This is a genomic window from Burkholderia sp. PU8-34 (genome assembly GCF_053427725.1).
Genome location: NZ_JBSAXC010000017.1, coordinates 52144 through 69748, shown reverse-complemented (window position 1 = coordinate 69748; position 17605 = coordinate 52144). Strand labels below are relative to the sequence as shown.

General features: G+C 67.4%; 18 protein-coding genes. 8 read left to right on the top strand and 10 right to left on the bottom strand.

Annotation, left to right across the window (positions count from 1 at the left end; genetic code table 11):
• Positions 1-43: 43 nt before the first annotated feature.
• Entirely contained in the window at positions 44-871 is an 828-nt protein-coding gene (locus ACV22Z_RS29395) for a p-hydroxycinnamoyl CoA hydratase/lyase (protein WP_448079760.1), read from the bottom strand.
• Between the two features lie 171 nt (positions 872-1042).
• Between ACV22Z_RS29395 and ACV22Z_RS29390 the strand changes: the two genes are divergently transcribed.
• Positions 1043-1924, top strand: coding sequence for an amidohydrolase family protein (locus ACV22Z_RS29390; RefSeq protein WP_448079759.1), 882 nt, complete (start codon positions 1043-1045; stop codon positions 1922-1924).
• A gap of 24 nt (positions 1925-1948) precedes the next feature.
• On the opposite strand, the gene ACV22Z_RS29385 is transcribed toward ACV22Z_RS29390, so the two are convergent.
• The 7 genes from ACV22Z_RS29385 to ACV22Z_RS29355 form a co-directional block, all read right to left on the bottom strand.
• Positions 1949-2854: an SMP-30/gluconolactonase/LRE family protein gene (locus tag ACV22Z_RS29385; RefSeq protein WP_448079758.1), complete on the bottom strand. Its 906-nt coding sequence runs from the start codon at positions 2852-2854 to the stop codon at positions 1949-1951.
• Between the two features lie 66 nt (positions 2855-2920).
• On the bottom strand, positions 2921-3940 hold the full coding sequence (araH, locus tag ACV22Z_RS29380; RefSeq protein ID WP_448079757.1) for an L-arabinose ABC transporter permease AraH: 1020 nt from the start codon (positions 3938-3940) through the stop codon (positions 2921-2923).
• 211 nt (positions 3941-4151) lie between these two features.
• On the bottom strand, positions 4152-5723 hold the full coding sequence (gene araG, locus ACV22Z_RS29375) for an L-arabinose ABC transporter ATP-binding protein AraG (RefSeq protein WP_448079756.1): 1572 nt from the start codon (positions 5721-5723) through the stop codon (positions 4152-4154).
• Between the two features lie 20 nt (positions 5724-5743).
• Positions 5744-6748, bottom strand: coding sequence for an arabinose ABC transporter substrate-binding protein (locus ACV22Z_RS29370; RefSeq protein WP_448079826.1), 1005 nt, complete (start codon positions 6746-6748; stop codon positions 5744-5746).
• Between the two features lie 103 nt (positions 6749-6851).
• Positions 6852-7793 carry a Gfo/Idh/MocA family protein gene (locus ACV22Z_RS29365; RefSeq protein ID WP_448079755.1) on the bottom strand — a complete coding sequence of 314 codons (942 nt, stop codon included), beginning with the start codon at positions 7791-7793 and terminating at the stop codon, positions 6852-6854.
• A gap of 176 nt (positions 7794-7969) precedes the next feature.
• Positions 7970-8899, bottom strand: coding sequence for a dihydrodipicolinate synthase family protein (locus tag ACV22Z_RS29360; protein ID WP_448079754.1), 930 nt, complete (start codon positions 8897-8899; stop codon positions 7970-7972).
• Positions 8900-8948: 49 nt separating this feature from the next.
• Positions 8949-10700 (bottom strand): IlvD/Edd family dehydratase, encoded by a 1752-nt coding sequence (locus ACV22Z_RS29355; protein ID WP_448079753.1) that lies wholly within the window; start codon positions 10698-10700, stop codon positions 8949-8951.
• Between the two features lie 116 nt (positions 10701-10816).
• Between ACV22Z_RS29355 and ACV22Z_RS29350 the strand changes: the two genes are divergently transcribed.
• Positions 10817-11767 carry a LysR substrate-binding domain-containing protein gene (locus ACV22Z_RS29350; protein WP_448079752.1) on the top strand — a complete coding sequence of 317 codons (951 nt, stop codon included), beginning with the start codon at positions 10817-10819 and terminating at the stop codon, positions 11765-11767.
• A 166-nt stretch (positions 11768-11933) separates the two neighbouring features.
• On the opposite strand, the gene ACV22Z_RS29345 is transcribed toward ACV22Z_RS29350, so the two are convergent.
• Together ACV22Z_RS29345 and ACV22Z_RS29340 are read right to left on the bottom strand one after the other, a co-directional pair.
• Positions 11934-13466 (bottom strand): nitronate monooxygenase, encoded by a 1533-nt coding sequence (locus tag ACV22Z_RS29345; protein ID WP_448079751.1) that lies wholly within the window; start codon positions 13464-13466, stop codon positions 11934-11936.
• A gap of 13 nt (positions 13467-13479) precedes the next feature.
• On the bottom strand, positions 13480-13800 hold the full coding sequence (locus tag ACV22Z_RS29340) for a hypothetical protein (RefSeq protein ID WP_448079750.1): 321 nt from the start codon (positions 13798-13800) through the stop codon (positions 13480-13482).
• A gap of 111 nt (positions 13801-13911) precedes the next feature.
• On the opposite strand from ACV22Z_RS29340, the gene ACV22Z_RS29335 reads away from it, so the two are divergent.
• The 6 genes from ACV22Z_RS29335 (at position 13912) to arsH (ending at position 17399) form a co-directional block, all read left to right on the top strand.
• A complete protein-coding gene (locus ACV22Z_RS29335) occupies positions 13912-14253 on the top strand; it encodes an ArsR/SmtB family transcription factor (RefSeq protein ID WP_448079749.1) in 342 nt (113 codons plus the stop codon).
• On the top strand, positions 14250-14729 hold the full coding sequence (locus tag ACV22Z_RS29330) for an ArsI/CadI family heavy metal resistance metalloenzyme (RefSeq protein WP_448079825.1): 480 nt from the start codon (positions 14250-14252) through the stop codon (positions 14727-14729). The genes ACV22Z_RS29335 and ACV22Z_RS29330 overlap by 4 nt, the downstream gene beginning before the upstream one ends.
• A 157-nt stretch (positions 14730-14886) precedes the next feature.
• A complete protein-coding gene (locus ACV22Z_RS29325) occupies positions 14887-15381 on the top strand; it encodes an arsenate reductase ArsC (protein WP_448079748.1) in 495 nt (164 codons plus the stop codon).
• 69 nt (positions 15382-15450) lie between these two features.
• On the top strand, positions 15451-16521 hold the full coding sequence (gene arsB, locus ACV22Z_RS29320; protein WP_448079747.1) for an ACR3 family arsenite efflux transporter: 1071 nt from the start codon (positions 15451-15453) through the stop codon (positions 16519-16521).
• A 19-nt stretch (positions 16522-16540) separates the two neighbouring features.
• On the top strand, positions 16541-16684 hold the full coding sequence (locus ACV22Z_RS29315; protein WP_448079746.1) for a hypothetical protein: 144 nt from the start codon (positions 16541-16543) through the stop codon (positions 16682-16684).
• Positions 16677-17399 (top strand): arsenical resistance protein ArsH, encoded by a 723-nt coding sequence (arsH, locus tag ACV22Z_RS29310; protein WP_448079745.1) that lies wholly within the window; start codon positions 16677-16679, stop codon positions 17397-17399. Before ACV22Z_RS29315 ends, arsH begins: the two co-directional genes overlap by 8 nt.
• Positions 17400-17605 lie beyond the last annotated feature (206 nt).

Below are 17605 nucleotides of genomic sequence, written 5' to 3'. Positions count from 1 at the left end.
CGCTGTCTCTCCGCTCAAGTCGGGTTGCGTGCGCCGTGCCCTGTCAGCGCTTGTACGCCTGCAGGCCCGGCTTGATGCTCTTGTCGTCGAGGAACTGCTTGAGCCCCTGCTCGCGGCCGCCTTCCGGATCGCGATGGTTCGCCTGGTCGAGCTTTGCGTACAGGTAGTCCTCGTTCTGCTCCCACGTGAGTTCACGGCAGCGCTTGAAGCCGTGCTTCGCGTTGCGGATCACGACCGGGTTCTTGTCGAGCAGCTTCGCGGCAAGCGCGACGACCTCGTCGCGCAGTTGCGCGCGCGGCACGCTCTTGTTGACGAGCCCCATCTGCGCGGCCTGCTGGCCCGTGAACGTGTCGCCCGTCATGATGTAGTACAGCGCCTGACGGTGGCCGACCGTGTCCGCCATCGCCTTGCTGACGAGGTTGCCGGGCGGGATGCCCCAGTTGATTTCCGACAGGCCGAACACGGCTTCGTCGGCCGCGATCGCGAGATCGCACGCGACGAGCGGCGAGAAGCCGCCGCCGAAGCACCAGCCGTTGACCATCGCGATCGTCGGCTTCGCGTACATGCGCAGCAGCTGCCACTGCCAGCGGCTTGCATCGCGGCGGATCTTCTCCTGCAGGATTTCCGGGCCCGCGTCGATTTCGCGGAAGTATTCCTTCAGGTCCATGCCGGCCGTCCAAGCGTCGCCTTCGCCGCTCAGCACCAGCACCTGTGCTTCCGGATCGAGCTCGATCGCTTCCAGCACGTCGATCATCTCCGAATTCAGCGTCGGGCTCATCGCGTTGCGCTTCTCCGGACGGTTCAGCGTCACCCATGCGATCCCGCCCTCGACCGCCACCTTGACGGTTTTCCAGCGCCCTTCGTAGCTCATCTTTTCTCTCCAATGACAGTGCCGCCCTGCGCGACTCGCCACCAATTTACTATCAGGTAACCTGATATGTAAAGTAGAATGGCAGCGGCTCGGGACAAACCCCTAAGCGGGCGGGAACCCGCCATTGCATGGGGGTTTGTGCCGCGCCCTGTATGACACGAGGAGACATCTATGGATATCCGCAACCTGATTGCGATCGACACGCACGTGCATGCCGAGGTGTCGTGCTGCCAGCCGCCCGACCTGTTCGCGAAGGCATTCGACGACGCGGCCGACAAGTATTTCGGCACCGTGCTGAAGCAGGGCCGCCGGCCGACGATTCCCGAAACGATCGCGTATTACCGCGAGCGCCGGATCGGCTTCGTGATGTTTACCGTCGACTGCGAGGCGAACATCGGCCGGCGGCGCATTCCGAACGAGGAGATCGCGGATTTCGCGCGCGACAACAGCGACATCATGATCGCGTTCGCGAGCATCGATCCGCACAAGGGCCGCTACGGCGCGCGCGAGGCGCGCCGGCTGATCGAGGAACACGGCGTGAAGGGCTTCAAGTTCCACCCGACGATGCAGGGGTGCTTTCCGAACGACCGGCTCGCGTATCCGATCTACGAGGTCATCGCCGAATACGGGCTGCCGGCCGTGTTTCACAGCGGCCACTCGGGGATGGGTTCGGGCATGCGCGGCGGCGGCGGGCTGCGTCTCAAGTATTCCGAACCGATTCATCTCGACGACGTCGCCGCGGATTTCCCAGACATGAAGATCGTGATCGCGCATCCGTCGTGGCCGTGGCAGGAGCAGGCGCTGTCGATCGCGCTGCACAAGCCGAACGTCTATATCGATCTGTCGGGCTGGTCGCCGAAGTATTTCTCGCCGGAACTCGTCAAGTATGCGAACACGCTGCTCAGGCACAAGGTGCTGTTCGCGTCGGATTTTCCGCTGATCCGGCCGGACCGGTGGCTCGAGGATTTTCAGCAGGCGGGCTTCAGGCCCGACGTGCATCCGTTGATCCTCAAGGACAACGCAGTCGCGTTGCTGGGGCTGGCGTCGGCGTAGACGCGTGATGCGTCGCCAAGACGCTCACCTCGCATGCTTCAACGAAAAGCGCGCGGCCGGCAAACCCGCGTAGCGCGTCTGCGCAACGAACACGCCGCCGGCGTGCGCTTCGTTCGCGAGCGCCGTGTCGTCCAGCCCGACGCGCGCGCTCGTCACGTACAGGCGCCCTGCGTCGTCGAGCGTCACGCAGCTCGGCTGCGCGGTCGGCACCGCGATGCGAGCGGTCTCCATACCGTCCGGCCCGTAGCGGACCACCCGACCCGCACCCCATTGCGCATTCCACAGGCCGCCGTCGCGGTCGACCGTCGAGCCGTCCGGTTCGCCGTCCGCATCCGTGAGCCGCGCAAACAACCGCACGTTGGCCACACTGCCGTCCTTGCCGTAGTCACAGACGAGAATCTCGCGCGCTGGTGAATCGCAGAAAGCCATCCGCGTTCCGTCCGGCGAAAACGCAATGCTGTTCGCAATGGCGGCCGGCGGCAGCGCAAGCCGATCGAGCGTCAGGTCCGGGTTCAGGCGGTAGAAGCCGCCGATCGCACGCGGCGCCGCGCCGCCGCCTTCGTCCTTCATCCCGAACACGAACGCGCCGTGCGGATCGCAGCGGCCGTCGTTGAGTCGCGTCGGCAGGTCGGGCTCGACGTCGACGATTCGCGTGAAAGTCTCCGTGCGGATGTCGAAGAACGCGAGATGGGTCGCGAGCCCGACCAGCAGCACGCCGGGTGCGTCAGTCAGCGCGAAGCACGCGAGGCGCTCGGGCATCGGCCAGCTCGCCGCGCCCGTGCCGTCCGCGCGGCATCGCCACAGCCGCGCGCCCTCGATGTCCGTCCAGTACAGCGTGCGCGTCGCATCGCACCACGTCGCGCCCTCGCCGAGCGTATTGCGGCAGTCCACGAGCAGTGCCGCGGACGATGCCTGATTCTCCTGTTGCATGCTGTCTCCAGAATCTCATCCTGTGTTCGTGCGCAGCGGCGCGATGCAGGGATCCGGGCCTTGCCGTCAGACCCGCATCGCGCGGCGCTGATTGCGACGATACTGGTCGAACAGCACGGCAAGCAACAGAATCCCGCCGCGTATCAGATATTGGTAGAACGTCGGCACGTTCAGCAGGCTCATCGCGTCCTGCACCGCGCCCATGATCAACACGCCGACGAGCACGCCGGAGATCGTCGCGACGCCGCCCGTCAGCGACACGCCGCCGAGCACGCAAGCGGAAATCACGCCGAGTTCGAGGCCGACCGACGTCTTCGGATCGCCGAGGCTCATCCGCGATGCGAGCATCACGCCCGCGAAGCCGGTCACGAGCCCCTGCAGCACGAACACGGTGATCTTGATGCGCATGACCGGCAGCCCCGCGAGCAGCGCGGCTTCGCCGTTGCCGCCGACGGCCAGCACGTTCTTGCCGAACACCGTCTTGCGCAGCAGGAAGCCGAACACGATGAAGCCGACGATGTTGCTCCAGATCGGATACGAGATGCCGAGGAACGAGCCGGCGCCGAGCTCGAAGAAGCGCTCCTCGGAGATCATCACCGCGTCGCCGTTCGACGTGATGAACGCGAGCCCGCGCACGACCTCCATCATCGCGAGCGTGACGATCAGCGAGTTGATCCGCCAGCGCGCGATCAGCACGCCGTTGACGAGCCCGACCGCGCCGCCCGCGAGCACGCCGGCCACCGTGCCGAGCATGACGCTGTGTGTCGCGGTGATCAGCGTCGACGCGACGACGCCGGAAAACGCGACGATCGACGCGACCGACAGGTCGACCTCGCCGAGCGCGAGCACGAACATCATCGTCACCGCGATCGAGCCGATCAGCGTGACCGACAGCAGCAGGCCCTGGATGTTGCGGGGCGTGAGGAAATCCGGCACGGTCAGCGACAACGCCGCGAACAGCACGACGAACACCATCACGATGCCGGAGCGGTTGATCAGGTCCCACACGCCGCCGCGCGGGCGTGCCCCAGTTGCGGGGGCATCGGGGGAAGAGGAAGTGCCTTGAGGTTGCATGGCTTGGCTCATGTCGTTACGTCGTTTCCGTTCCGGTTTGGCTTCGGTCCTGCTTCGGTCCTGCTTCGGTCCTGCTTCGGTCCTGCTTCGGTCCTGCTTCGGTCCTGCTTCAGTCCTGTTGCGATTGCGCTGCGGCGCGCGTTCGGCAGCCATTCGGCTGCGCGCTGGCGCCGCGTCGCACCTGCGTCGGCTTCGCGCAGCCGCGCCGCCGCGATTCGCACCGCTACCGCGGCAGCGCGAGCCTGATCAGCGCATCGGGGCTGGCCTGCGCCTTCGTCATGCCGCCCGCGATCCGCCCTTCCTTCATCACGATGATCCGGTCCGACACGCCGATCACCTCGGCGAGATCGCTCGACACGAGGATCACCGTGCGGCCCGCTTCCGCAAGTTCGTAGAACAGGTTGTAGATTTCCGCGCGCGCGCCGACGTCGATGCCGCGCGTCGGCTCGTCCATCAGGAACACGTCGATGCGCTCGGCCAGCCAGCGCGCCAGCACGACCTTCTGCTGGTTGCCGCCCGATAGCGCGCCGATCGGCGTGTCGCCGTCGCGGGTCTTGATCGCGAGCCGCTCGATGTAGCGCTGCGCGAGCGCGCGTTCCCGCCGCGGTGCGAGCAGCATGCGCGCGGGGCTGAAATGCCGGCGCGCGCTGAGGTTCAGGTTGTCGGCGACCGACGCGATCGCGACGATGCCTTCCTGCTTGCGATCTTCCGGGCACAGCGCGATGCCGGCGCGCACAGCATCGCGCGGGCTCGCGAACGCGACGCGTCGCCCGTTCAGCTCGACGTGGCCCGCGCTCGGGCGCGCCGCGCCGTACAGCAGCTTCATCAGCTCCGAGCGCCCCGCGCCGACCAGCCCGAAGAACCCGACGATCTCACCGCGGCGCGCGCTGAACGACACGGGCTCGGACAACCCGGGCCCCGCCAGCCCCTTCGCCTCGATCTGCACGTCGCCGGCCGCGCGCGGCCGGTAGCCGTACACGTCCGCAATCGGGCGGCCGACCATCGAGCCGATCAGCCGGTCGCGGTCGAGGCCGGCCACCGAGTCGAAGGTCTCGATGCGCCGGCCGTCGCGAAACACCGTCACGCGGTCGCACAGTTCATAGACCTCCTCCATCCGATGCGTGACGTAGATGATCGCGCGGCCGTCCGCGCGCAGTGCGCGGATGATCCGGAACAGCTGCGCAGTCTCGCGCGCGGACAGCGAGCTGGTCGGTTCGTCAAACGCGATCACGCGCGCGTCGCGCATCAGCGCCTTGCCGATCTCGATCATCTGGCGCTGTCCGATCGACAGGTGCTTGACCGGCGTGCCCGGGTCGATGCGCTCGCCGAGCCGCTCGAGCTCGCGCATCGCGCGCGCGGCCAGCGTGCGCTCGTCGACCACGCCAAGCCGGTTCGGCAGTTGCCCGAGCATCAGGTTTTCCGCGACCGTCAGCTCCGGTACGAGATGCAGCTCCTGGTAAATGATCGCGATGCCGGCCTCCAGCGCCGCGCGGGTCGACGCGAAACGCTGCATGACGCCGTTCAGCGTCAGCGTGCCGGCCTGCGGCTGGTTCACGCCGGACAGCACCTTCAGCAGCGTCGACTTCCCCGCGCCGTTCTCGCCCATCAGGCCGTGCACCTCGCCCGCGCGCACCGACAGCGACACCGCGTCGAGCGCGCGCACGCCCGGGAAGGTCACCGTGATGCCGTCGAGCGCCAGCAGCGGATCGCCCGCGCCGGCGGCGCCGGCGGCGTCGATTCGCGCGGGCGCCGCCGCGGCGCCCGCCTGCCCGTTCGTGATCGTGTCCGTCGTCATCGCGTCCTCGCCGGCCGTCGTCAGATGCCCAGCTCGGCGCGCACGGCCTGCCAGTTGCCGCGCGTCATCAGCTTGCCGCTCGTCTGCGTGTCGGCGGGCGGCGCCTTGCCGTTGCGGATCCAGTCGACGAGGTTCTGCGTGCTGTCCTTGCCGTGGTTCGTCGAGCTGACCGCGATCGTGCCGTAGAAGCCGGTCGGCTCCTTCTTCTGGAATTCGGCGAACGCCTCGCCCGCGCCGTTGATGCCGACGCCGATCACGTCGGCGGCCGGGATGTGCAGCTGTTCGGTCGCGCGCACCGCGCCGAGCACGGTTTCCTCGTTCAGCGCGAAGATCACCCACTTCTTCACGTTCGGATGGCGCGCGAGCACCGGCGCGGCCGCGCTGAAGCCGCCTTCGTCGTCGGTCGTCTTCTGCGGCGCGTCGAAGATGTTTTCGTTGCGGAACCCGTTCGCGAGCAGCGCCTGCGTCGCGCCGTCGGTGCGCAGCTTCGCGGTCGGCAGCTCGTAGTTGGTCACGCGCAGCGCGCCGACCTCCTCCGGCTTCCAGCCGCGCTTCTTCATCTCGTCGGCGATCGCCTGGCCAACCTGGTTGCCGATCTTGGTCGCCGACATCCCGAGATGCGGGACGTTCGCGAGCGGCTTGCCGGACGAATCGACGAGCTGGTCGTCGACCGTCACGAACTTCATGTTGTAGCGCTTCGCGCGCGCCGCGATCGCGGGCCCGAGCCGCACGTCCGGCGCGCAGATCACGAAGCCCTGCGCGCCCTGCGAGCCGAGGTTGTCGATCGCGGCGAGCGTCTTCTCGCCGTCGGGCGTGCCGATCTTCACGACCGAGAAGTCTTCCTTCTGGCCGAGCGCGGTAGCCGCTTTTTGCTCGTTGATGAACCAGGCCTGCTCGGGCATCTTCACGAGAAAGCCGATCTTCAGCGGCGCATCGGCGCGGGCGGCACCGTGCATGCCGAGCGAGGTGACGCACAGCGCCGCGAGCGCGGCACGCAGGGTCAGACGGCGGATCGTGCGGGTCATGCGGGTCATGTCGTGTCTCCTTGTTTCAGGTCGTTGACGACCGTGGTGTCGGTATGGGTGTGTCGTGCCCGTTGGCAGCGACGGGTGTTGCGGCGGTGCCGGGTCAGCGGCCGAACGCTTCCGTTTCGATGCGGCGGCCGAACAGGAACGCGTCGGCGACGAGCCGCAGCGGCCGCGCGTCGACGTCGCTTTCGCGCCGGGCGATCAGTTCGTGAAAACGCGCGTACAGCGCCGGATATTCGCGCTGCGGCGCCAGCGCGACCGGCTCGCCCGCGATCGACAGCTGCGCGCCGCCGTTGCTGATCGCGAGCACGCCGTCCGCGGTGTCGACCGCGATCTCCCACTGTTCGACCGGGCCGTGCCGCCAGTCGAATTCGGCGCGCACCGGCACGCCGCCGGTATCGACGCAGTCGAGCTCGGCTGCGATCGGCGTCTGCGCATCGCTCGGCACGAACAGGCGCGCGGAAGCCAGCACCAGCTCGCGCGGCAGGATCTGCGTGACGATCGACAGCGCGTTGATGCCCGGGTCGAACACGCCGAGGCCGCCGGGCTCCCAGATCCATTGCTGGCCCGGATGCCAGCGCCGCACGTCCTCTTTCCAGCGCACCTGGACCGCGCGGATCGCGCGCGTCGCGAGCCATGCGCGCGCCGGCTCGACCGCGCTCGCGTAACGCGAGTGCCAGGTTGCGAACAGCGTGCGGCCGCGCGCGTGCGCGAGCGCCTGCAGCGCGGCCACTTCGCCGAGCGTCGCCCCCGGCGGCTTCTCCAGCATCACGTGCTTGCCCGCTTCGAGCGCGGCGCGCGCCTGCGCGTAGCGCACCTGCGGCGGCGCGCACAGCGACACCGCGTCGAGATCCGGTTCGGCCGCAAGCAGCGCGTCGAGGTTCGGGTAGTTCCGCACGCCGGCAACTTCCGCGTGTCGGCTCGCGCACGCGGCCAGCGTGAAGCCCGGCTCGGCGGCGATCGCGGGCAGATGCTGGTCGCGGGCGATCTTGCCGATGCCGACGACGCCGAGCGTATAAGCGGTGTTCGGTGTGGTGTTCATCGTGTGCTCCTCGCGGCCGGCAGCGATGCGATTTTCATCAGGTGCGCCTCGTGGCCGGCGGTGATGCGGTATTCATCATGTGCTTCTCGCGGCCGGCAGCGATGCGATTTTCATCAGGTGCGCCTCGTGGCCGGCCGTGATGCGCTATTCATCATGTGCTTCTCATGACCGGCGGGTCAGCGCGCCCAGCGCAGCACGAGCGGGTCGAGCCGGCGCGCGATCGCCACCAGTTCGGCGCGCGTGTCCGGATGCAGCTCGGGCAACGGGTGACGCGGCCGCTCGCACGCGATCACGCCGCCCTCGCGCATCAGCGCCTTCGCGGCAAGCAAGCCCGCCTGACGGTTCTCGTGATTGATCAGCGGCAGCCACTGCGCGTAGCGCGCATAGGCGTCGTCGATGCGCCCTTCCTGATACGCGACGAGGATCGGCCGCAGCCCGTCCGGATACGCGCCGCCCGTCATCGCACCGGTCGCGCCGGCGTTCAGGTCGGCAAGCAGCGTGATCGCCTCCTCGCCGTCCCACGGCCCCTCGATCGCGTCGCCGCCGAGCCGGATCAGCTCGCGCAGCTTGTTCGCAGCGCCAGGCGTCTCGATCTTGAAGTACGCGACCTGCTCGATCTCCCGCGCCATCCGCGCGAGGAACGGCGCGGACAGCGCGGTGCCGCTCGCGGGCGCGTCCTGGATCATGATCGGGATGTCGAGCGCGTCCGACACGCGTGCATAGAAGTCGAAGATCTGCGGCTCGGGCACACGAAACGTCGCGCCGTGATACGGCGGCATCAGCATCACCATCGACGCGCCGAGGTCCTGCGCGCGGCGGCTGCGGGCCACACCGACGTCCGAGCTGTAGTGCGACGTCGTCACGATCACCGGCACGCGGCCGGCGACGTGCTCGAGGATCGTGCGGGTGAGCACGTCGCGCTCGTCGTCGGTGATCGCGAACTGCTCGGAGAAGTTCGCGAGGATGCACAGCCCGTCCGAGCCCGCGTCGATCATGAAATCGACCGCGCGTTTCTGGCTCGCGAGATCGAGTGCGCCGGTGTCGGTGAACGTCGTCGGCACGACGGGGAAAATGCCACGGTAGCGCGGCGGGCGGCTGGGTGTCATGGTCAGGTCCTGGTCGAGAACGTGCCGGGAGCGGGCCGGTACGTCCGTGTCAATGCGAATGGCTCGGCACCGCCGCGCCGCGCTGGCCGACCAGGAAATCGAGGTCGCAGCCTTCGTCGGCCTGCAGCACGTGATCGATGTACAGCCGCGCGTAGCCGCCCTTGCCGAGCTGCCCGGCCACGCCCGGCGCCGCGGTCGGATCGACGTCCGACAGCCGGCGCTGCAGTTCGTCATCCGTAATGTCGAGATGCAGCGTGCCGGCCTCGCAGTCGAGCTCGATCCAGTCGCCGTTGCGCACCGCCGCGAGCGGCCCGCCGGCAGCGGCTTCCGGCGCGACGTGCAGCACGACCGTGCCGTACGCGGTGCCGCTCATCCGCGCGTCCGAGATCCGCACCATGTCCTTCACACCCTGGCGCAGCAGCTTCGGCGGCAGGCCCATGTTGCCGACCTCGGCCATCCCCGGATAACCGCGCGGCCCGCAGTTCTTCAGCACCAGCACCGAATCGGCGTCGACGTCGAGCGCTTCGTCGTTGATCGCGGCCTTGTAGTGGTCGAAGTTCTCGAACACGACCGCACGGCCGCGATGCTTCAACAGCTCGGGGCTCGCCGCCGACGGCTTCAGCACCGCGCCGCGCGGCGCGAGATTGCCGCGCAGGATGCGGATGCCGCCGTCCGCGATCAGCGGCCGGTCGAGCGGGCGGATCACCTCGTCGTCGTAGTTCGGCGCGTCGCGCACGTTGTCCCACAGCGTCTTGCCGTTCACCGTCAGCGCGTCAGGATGTGCCAGCAGCCCGCCTTCGCCGAGCCGGCGCAGCACGGCCGGCAGGCCGCCTGCGTAATAGAACTCCTCCATCAGGAAGCGCCCCGACGGCATCAGGTCGACGATCGTCGGCGTGTCGCGGCCGATGCGCATCCAGTCCTCCAGTTCGAGCGGCACGCCGATGCGGCCCGCGATCGCCTTCAGGTGGATCACCGCATTGGTCGAGCCGCCGATCGCCGCGTTCGCGCGGATCGCGTTCTCGAACGCCGCGCGCGTGAGCACCTTCGACAGCGTGAGCCCTTCGAGCGCCATCTCGACGATGCGGATCCCCGACATGTGCGCGAGCACGTAGCGCCGCGCATCGACGGCCGGAATCGCCGCGTTGTGCGGCAGCGTGACGCCGAGTGCCTCCGCCAGGCAGGCCATCGTCGACGCGGTGCCCATCGTGTTGCAGGTGCCGGCCGAGCGCGACATGCCGGCTTCCGCGGACAGGAAGCGATGCAGGTCGATCTCGCCCGCCTTCAGCGATTCGTGCAGCTGCCACACGGCGGTGCCGGAGCCGATGTCCTTGCCGTCGAGCTTGCCGTTCAGCATCGGCCCGCCGGACACGACGATCGACGGCACGTCGCAGCTCGCCGCGCCCATCAGCAGCGCGGGCGTGGTCTTGTCGCAGCCGGCGAGCAGCACGACCGCGTCGATCGGGTTGCCGCGGATCGCCTCCTCGACGTCCATCGACGCGAGGTTGCGCGTCAGCATCGCGGACGGCCGCAGGTTCGATTCGCCGTTCGAGAACACCGGAAACTCGACCGGAAAGCCGCCGGCCTCGTAGATGCCGCGCTTCACGTGCTCCGCGAGCTTGCGGAAATGCGCATTGCACGGCGTCAGTTCGGACCATGTATTGCAGATGCCGACGATCGGCCGGCCGTCGAACTCGTGATCGGGGATGCCCTGGTTCTTCATCCAGCTCCGGTACATGAAGCCGTTCTTGTCCGTCGTGCCGAACCATTGGGCGGAGCGCAGCTTGGGCTTGGTTGCCGACATCGTCTGTCCTGTGTGAGACGGGGATATCGGCGCAGTCTAGAAAGAATTTTGATAACCTGCTAATGACGTTTTCAGCGCCTGCCATATCACTTTCGACATCGATATAAACCCGTACGATGCCTGACGCCAGCCCTTGGGGAATCCGCACCCGCCTGAAGACGCGCCAGTTGCTGCTGGTCGTCGCGCTCGCCGACGAAGGCAGCATCCATCGCGCGGCGGCCGCGCTGAACATGACGCAGCCGGCCGCGTCCAAGCTGCTGCGCGAGCTCGAGGACACGATCGGCGCGGTGCTGTTCGAGCGGCTGCCGCGCGGGATGCGGCCGACGCTGTACGGCGACGCGCTGATCCGCCATGCGCGCGCGGCGCTCGGCAGCCTCGACCAGGCCCGCGAGGAGCTCAGCGCGCTGAAGGCCGGGCACCTCGGGCATGTCTCGGTCGGCGCGATCACGTCGCCGGGCCTGCGGCTCGTGCCGCCGGCGGTCGCCGCCGTGAAGGACACGCATGCGGGCGTGCACGTGTCCGTCGAGATCGACACGAGCAACGTACTGCTCGAACGTCTCGCGCAGGACAAGCTCGACATCGTGCTCGGCCGGCTGTCGGCGGAACACGACAAGCTGCGCCTGCGCTACGAGCCGCTGACCGGCGAGCCGGTCGCCGCGGTCGTGCGGCCCGGACATCCGCTGCTGGGCTGCGCGCCGCTCGCGCTCGCCGACGTGCAGCGTGCCGCATGGGTCGTGCCGCCGGCCGGCAGCGTGCTGCGTCACCGCTTCGAGCTGATGTTCCAGCGCGCGAGCCTCGCGCCGCCGGCGAACGTCGTGGAAACCGCCGCGCTGCTGTTCATCACGCGCGTGCTGGAGCAGAGCGACATGATCGCGGTGCTCGCGGACGAGGTCGCACGGTATTACGCGGGGCACGGTATCGTCGCGCTGCTGCCGCTGGAGATGGATTGCCGGATGGACGATTTCGGGCTCATCACGCGGACGGACCGGCTGGTCTCACCGGCGGTGTCGGTGATGGTCGACGCGATCCGCGCGGCCGCGCGCGACGTTTACAGCGTGGCGATCTGATCCGGCGCGATGCGCCGGTCGCTTTCGTCTTCTGTCTGGCTTCTGCCTTCTACCGGCGATCCGGCAGCGTCGGCGGAGCGCGGATTCATGCCGAACGAATGTCGTTTACCCCGCCCCGCCGCTTGCCCCGCTGCTTTACCCGCTGCTTTACCCGCTGCTTTACCCGTTACGCGCCGGCCGGCACGCCGCCCGCGTCCCCCGTGCGCAGCCTCGCATCCACATGTCCGATGTTCTTCTCGTGCGACACGAGCATCAGCGACAGCGCGTGATGGATGTCGGGCTGTTCGAGCGTCGGCAGCAGCGCCTGCAGCTTGCGCACGACCCAGCGCTGGCCGCGATTCAGGAACGCCATCCGCTCGGCCAGATCGTCGATCGCCATCGCCTTTTCGTAGAACGCGCCGGTGGCCCGTGTCGGCGTCGCGTTCAGCGACCTGATCACGTCGACGAGCACCGCGCACCAGTGTGCCTCGTCGTGGCGGATGTCCGCCATCAGCTTGTGGAGTTCGGGGTCGTGAATCTCGGCCACCGTCTCGGACGCGACGCGCGCGCCGGCACGTTCCGCTTCCAGCAGTTCGTCGAGCACGGCGAGCAGCGCGGCGCGGCGTTCGGACGCCGGTTCGTCTGCCGGCTTGTGCACCGGTTCGTGCTCCACGGCCGCGCCCGTTTGCCTGCTCCGCGCCTCGTTCTCGAGGATCGCCGCCGCATCGCCGACGATACGGCGCAATACGTCGCCCGCGCTCGCGATTTCGCCGATCCGGCCGGCCCCCGTCCCCGCATACAGCGCCATCGCCTCGAAATCGCCCGTCATCGAACGCAGCGGCGAATCCGTGCTGAACAGATAGATCGGGCGGCCTTCTTCATCGCCGATCACGACCCGCTCATCGCCGAACGGATCGCCACGCTCGCCGCGCGTCACGCTCGACGGCAGCACGCGCACCGTCGCGCCGCGCGGCCAGTTGATGTGGAAGATGTCGGTCAGCAGCGTCTCGCCTTCGCGCGCGTCGACGATGCGTTGCTTGTGATACGCATGCGCGAACGATTCGTGCGTCGCGAGAAACGCGGTGCCCAACACCGCGCCCTGCGCGCCGAGCGCCATCGCAGCCGCGACGCCGGCGCCGTCGACGATCCCGCCCGCCGCGAGCACCGGCACGCGCGTCGCACCGATCACGTCGGGCAGCAGCGCGGCCAGCGGCCGGTCGCCGTGCACGTGGCCGCCGGCTTCGACGCCCTGGACGATCAGCGCCTGCGCGCCGGCCGCCTCGGCCGCGCACGCGTCGTCGAGCGACCCGACCTGGTGGACGACCCGCACCCCCGCGTCGCGCAGCCGCGCTATGACGGCCGGCACGACGTCCCAGAACAGCGCGACGACGGGCACGCCGAGTTCGATGCAGGTGTCGAGCTGCGCGTCGAGCAGGTCGGGTGGGGTCGCCGCGGGAATCAGGTTGACGCCGAACGGACGGCCGGTGGCCGCGCGTACCTGCTGCACTTCGCGCCGGATCAGCGCGGTCGGCTCGCGCACCATGCCGAGAAAGCCGAACCCGCCGGCCGCGGTCACGGCGCTCACGAGTTCCGCGCGGGCGACGCCGCCCATGCCTGCCAGCACGATCGGCCAGGTGCAGCCGAGCAGATCGCAGACGGGGCGGTGCAGGGTTCGGACGGCGCGGGCATCAGGCCCGTCGCCACTCGTCGGAATCGACATGCGGCGTCCTCCTTCAGGGTCGGCGGCGCGTCAGGCGGGGCGGCAACAGCGCGTGCTCCGCGACGAGCGGGACACGCACGCGATGCGCGCCGGGAATGACGGGCCAGACATCGAAATAGATCACATTGTGACATATTTGGCTGCCGGAGGCCGTTGCGACGGTGGTGTGGTTGATGTACGTCAGATAGAGCAGGAACGCCATGCCGGCATCAGCCGCGATCCCTGCCTTCGCACCCACGCCGCCATGCAGTCCGGACAACGACAACGCTGTCGTCACACGATAGAACAATAGCGTTTCACTTTGCCGAACCCCGATCGATTCGCTGAATTTCACATCGCAAGCGGGACAAAACCGGGCAGCCGCCGGCGGCAAAGCGATCGGCCCTTCGTCCGCCCGTGATTCAGGTATCTTTGCATGCTTCGATATTTCGACTATTATCGAAACATGGAAACGAACAATGTCGTACGCGCGCTTGGCGCGCTGGCTCAGGAATCCCGGCTGGCCATATTCCGGCTTCTCGTCGAAGCAGGCCCCAGCGGCCTGCCTGCGGGACAAATCGCGGAACACCTCGGCATACCGCCGTCGTCGCTGTCCTTTCACATGAAAGAACTGACCTACGCGAACCTCGTCGCGGTCGAGCAGCGCGGGCGCTACATGATCTACTCGGCCAACTATTCGGCCATGAACGACCTGCTGGGATACCTGACGGAGAACTGTTGCGGCGGCAATCCTTGTTCACCGACGGGCGCCGGCAGTTGCAAGCCTTCGAAGGAGAACGCGTCGTGAAACGTCTGCACATCCACCTGTCAGTCGAAGATCTGGCTGCCAGCATCCGGTTTTATTCAGCGCTGTTCGCGAGCAAACCCACGGTCGAAAAGAGCGATTACGCGAAATGGATGCTCGAAGACCCGCGCGTCAATTTCGCGATCTCGCAGCGTGGTGCGGCGCCGGGGCTCGACCACCTCGGCATCCAGGTCGAAAACGACGCCGAGCTTGCGGAAATGCACGCGCGCGTTGGCGACGCTGCCCTGCCCGTCGACGAGCAGATCGGCACCGCGTGCTGCTATGCGCGCTCCGACAAATACTGGACGGTCGATCCGCAAGGCGTCGCCTGGGAAACGTACCGGACGCTCGGCGAGATTCCGACCTTCGGTGAATCACGTACTGCGCCTGCGGCTGAATCGAACACCGACGCTTCTGCCTGCTGTTCCCCCGTGCGTGGCAAGCCGATCGGCGTGCCGGTGAAGTCTTCCTGCTGCTGAGTCTCGAACCAGAAGCAGCAGGCCATGCACGACGTTGCGCTGACATTGAAGCGTCGCATCGACCTGCTGCTGTCATTGCCGCTCACCAAACTCGATAACGTCGCACCGCAGAAATCGGTGCGCGACATAGGGCAACAGCAAATCGGAATCCTCATACATGACCACGAACGTACTGATCCTCTGCACCCACAACTCGGCGCGCAGCGTGCTGTCGGAAGGCATGCTCAATCACTGGGCCGCGAAGCTCGGCAAGGATGTGCGCGCGTACAGCGCCGGCAGCGCGCCGAGTGGCCGACTCAATCCGTTCGCGCTGGAAGCGCTGACGGGCGCGGGCATCGACGTCAGCGGATACCGCAGCAAGAGCTGGGACGAGTTCGTCGGCGACGGCGCGCCCGAAATGCGCATCGTCATCACGGTGTGCGACAGCGCGGCAGCGGAAACGTGCCCGTATTGGCCCGGCAGTCCTGTCAAGGTGCATTGGGGCTATGCCGATCCGTCGAACGCTTTGGGCGGCGACGAAGGCAAGCGGCTCGCGTTCGAGCTCACGCGCCAGGCGATCGGCTATCGCATGCTGCAGTTGCTGGCGCTGCCCGTCGATCGCATGAGCAATGCCGAACTCCAGACGGCGTTGACATACATTTCGCAAAACTGATCATTCGCATGGCGGCCTGCCGAATCCAGGTGCCGCCGACGATTTCAAGACCGACACCTGTCCAATGCAATGAACACGTCCAACGTCGCCCCACCAGGGAAGGCCGTCGCAAAGCCTTCCATCAACTTCTTCGAACGCTACCTGACCGTCTGGGTCGCACTGTGCATCGTCGCCGGCATTGCGCTCGGCCAGGCGCTGCCCGGCCTGTTTCAGCAGATCGGCCGGATGGAATACGCGCAGGTCAACCTGCCCGTCGGACTGCTGATCTGGGTGATGATCATCCCGATGCTCGTCAAGGTCGACTTCGGCGCACTGCATGAAGTGCGTCAGCACGTCAAAGGCATCGGCGTCACGCTCGTCGTTAACTGGCTCGTCAAGCCGTTCTCGATGGCGTTTCTCGGCTGGCTGTTCATCAAGCATCTGTTTGCGCCGATGCTGCCGGCGGAACAGCTCGACAGCTACATCGCCGGCCTGATTTTGCTGGCCGCCGCACCGTGCACGGCGATGGTGTTCGTCTGGAGCCGGCTGACGGGCGGCGATCCGTTGTTCACGCTGTCGCAAGTGGCGTTGAACGACAGCATCATGGTGATTGCCTTCGCGCCACTCGTCGGTCTGTTGCTGGGTATCTCCGCGATCACCGTGCCGTGGGCGACGCTGCTCACGTCGGTGGTGCTCTACATCGTCATTCCGGTGATCCTCGCGCAGATCTGGCGCAAGCTGCTGCTGTCGAAAGGGCAGGCGGCATTCGACGCCGCGATGGCGAAGATCGGCCCGTGGTCCATCACCGCGCTGCTGGCGACGCTGGTGCTGCTGTTCGCCTTCCAGGGCGAAGCGATCCTGAAGCAACCGCTGGTCATCGCGCTGCTCGCGGTGCCGATCCTGATCCAGGTGTTCTTCAACTCGGCGCTCGCGTACTGGCTCAACCGCGCGGTCGGCGAGAAGCACAACGTCGCCTGCCCGTCGGCACTCATCGGCGCATCCAACTTCTTCGAGCTGGCGGTCGCGGCCGCGATCAGCCTGTTCGGCTTCCATTCCGGCGCGGCGCTGGCAACCGTCGTCGGCGTGCTGATCGAGGTGCCGGTGATGCTGCTCGTGGTGCGCATCGTCAACCAGTCCAAAGGCTGGTACGAACGGGCTTGAGGAACGACAAGGACAAACCATGACCGACATCACGATCCATCACACCCCGGGTTGCGGGACCTCGCGCAACGCGCGGGCGACAATCCGCCACGCGTGCATCGAACCGCACGCCGTGCGCGATCTCGACACGCCGCAGGACGACGCGGAGGGCAAGCATGTCTGACCGCCTGACCGACCTGCCGCAACTCGACGCCACGCTGTTTCGCGTGCCGGACGCCGGCCAATTGCGGGCGACGTCGCCGTCCGCGCATCCGCCCCGGTTCCTGCTCCTTTACGGGTCGCTGCGCGAGCGTTCGTTCAGCCGCCTGCTGATCGAGGAGGCGGCGCGCCTGCTCACGGCCATGGGTGCCGAGGTGCGCGTATTCAATCCGAGCGGCTTGCCGCTGCCCGACGATGCACCGGAAAGCCACCCGAAGGTGGTCGAACTGCGCGAACTCGTGCAATGGTCGGAAGGGATGGTGTGGTGCTCGCCGGAGCGGCACGGCGCGATGACGGGGATCATGAAGTCGCAGATCGACTGGATTCCGCTGTCGGTCGGCGCCGTTCGCCCGACCCAGGGGAAAACGCTCGCCGTCATGCAGGTCAGCGGCGGCTCGCAGTCGTTCAACGCCGTGAACCAGATGCGCGTGCTCGGGCGCTGGATGCGCATGCTGACCATCCCGAACCAGTCGTCGGTGGCGAAGGCGTTCACGGAATTCGACGAAGCCGGCCGGATGAAGCCGTCCGCGTATTTCGATCGCGTCGTGGACGTGATGGAGGAACTGGTCAAGTTCACGCTGCTGACCCGGGACATCGGCCCTTACCTCGTCGACCGGTACAGCGAACGCAAGGAAAGCGCCGAAGCGCTGTCGAAGCGCGTGTCTCAGACCGATATCTGAAGGATCCGGGTGCCGTGGCCACGCGAGTCCGGGAAGACGCGTCAGCCACAGCCGTGTTGATGGAACGGTCGCGTTTCCGCGCAATGCTCGCGACGAGGCAACCCGGCCGCTGCCGGAGTCCAGTCACTTCAGGGCGTGTGTCCCGAATCCGCCACAACGATGTCGACGAAGATCGAGCCCGGCGCCGATCCTCCTTCCATCGGACC

Bases quoted from the DNA above. Each gene is read 5' to 3' on its own strand.
- ACV22Z_RS29395 (WP_448079760.1), bottom strand. From the start codon at position 871: ATGAGCTACGAAGGGCGCTGGAAAACCGTCAAGGTGGCGGTCGAGGGC.
- ACV22Z_RS29335 (WP_448079749.1), top strand. From the start codon at position 13,912: ATGGAAACGAACAATGTCGTACGCGCGCTTGGCGCGCTGGCTCAGGAA.
- ACV22Z_RS29360 (WP_448079754.1), bottom strand. From the start codon at position 8,899: ATGACACCCAGCCGCCCGCCGCGCTACCGTGGCATTTTCCCCGTCGTG.
- araH (WP_448079757.1), bottom strand. From the start codon at position 3,940: ATGAGCCAAGCCATGCAACCTCAAGGCACTTCCTCTTCCCCCGATGCC.
- ACV22Z_RS29350 (WP_448079752.1), top strand. From the start codon at position 10,817: ATGCCTGACGCCAGCCCTTGGGGAATCCGCACCCGCCTGAAGACGCGC.
- ACV22Z_RS29390 (WP_448079759.1), top strand. From the start codon at position 1,043: ATGGATATCCGCAACCTGATTGCGATCGACACGCACGTGCATGCCGAG.
- ACV22Z_RS29355 (WP_448079753.1), bottom strand. From the start codon at position 10,700: ATGTCGGCAACCAAGCCCAAGCTGCGCTCCGCCCAATGGTTCGGCACG.
- ACV22Z_RS29315 (WP_448079746.1), top strand. From the start codon at position 16,541: ATGACCGACATCACGATCCATCACACCCCGGGTTGCGGGACCTCGCGC.
- ACV22Z_RS29385 (WP_448079758.1), bottom strand. From the start codon at position 2,854: ATGCAACAGGAGAATCAGGCATCGTCCGCGGCACTGCTCGTGGACTGC.
- arsB (WP_448079747.1), top strand. From the start codon at position 15,451: ATGAACACGTCCAACGTCGCCCCACCAGGGAAGGCCGTCGCAAAGCCT.
- araG (WP_448079756.1), bottom strand. From the start codon at position 5,723: ATGACGACGGACACGATCACGAACGGGCAGGCGGGCGCCGCGGCGGCG.
- ACV22Z_RS29365 (WP_448079755.1), bottom strand. From the start codon at position 7,793: ATGAACACCACACCGAACACCGCTTATACGCTCGGCGTCGTCGGCATC.
- arsH (WP_448079745.1), top strand. From the start codon at position 16,677: ATGTCTGACCGCCTGACCGACCTGCCGCAACTCGACGCCACGCTGTTT.
- ACV22Z_RS29345 (WP_448079751.1), bottom strand. From the start codon at position 13,466: ATGTCGATTCCGACGAGTGGCGACGGGCCTGATGCCCGCGCCGTCCGA.
- ACV22Z_RS29325 (WP_448079748.1), top strand. From the start codon at position 14,887: ATGACCACGAACGTACTGATCCTCTGCACCCACAACTCGGCGCGCAGC.
- ACV22Z_RS29370 (WP_448079826.1), bottom strand. From the start codon at position 6,748: ATGACCCGCACGATCCGCCGTCTGACCCTGCGTGCCGCGCTCGCGGCG.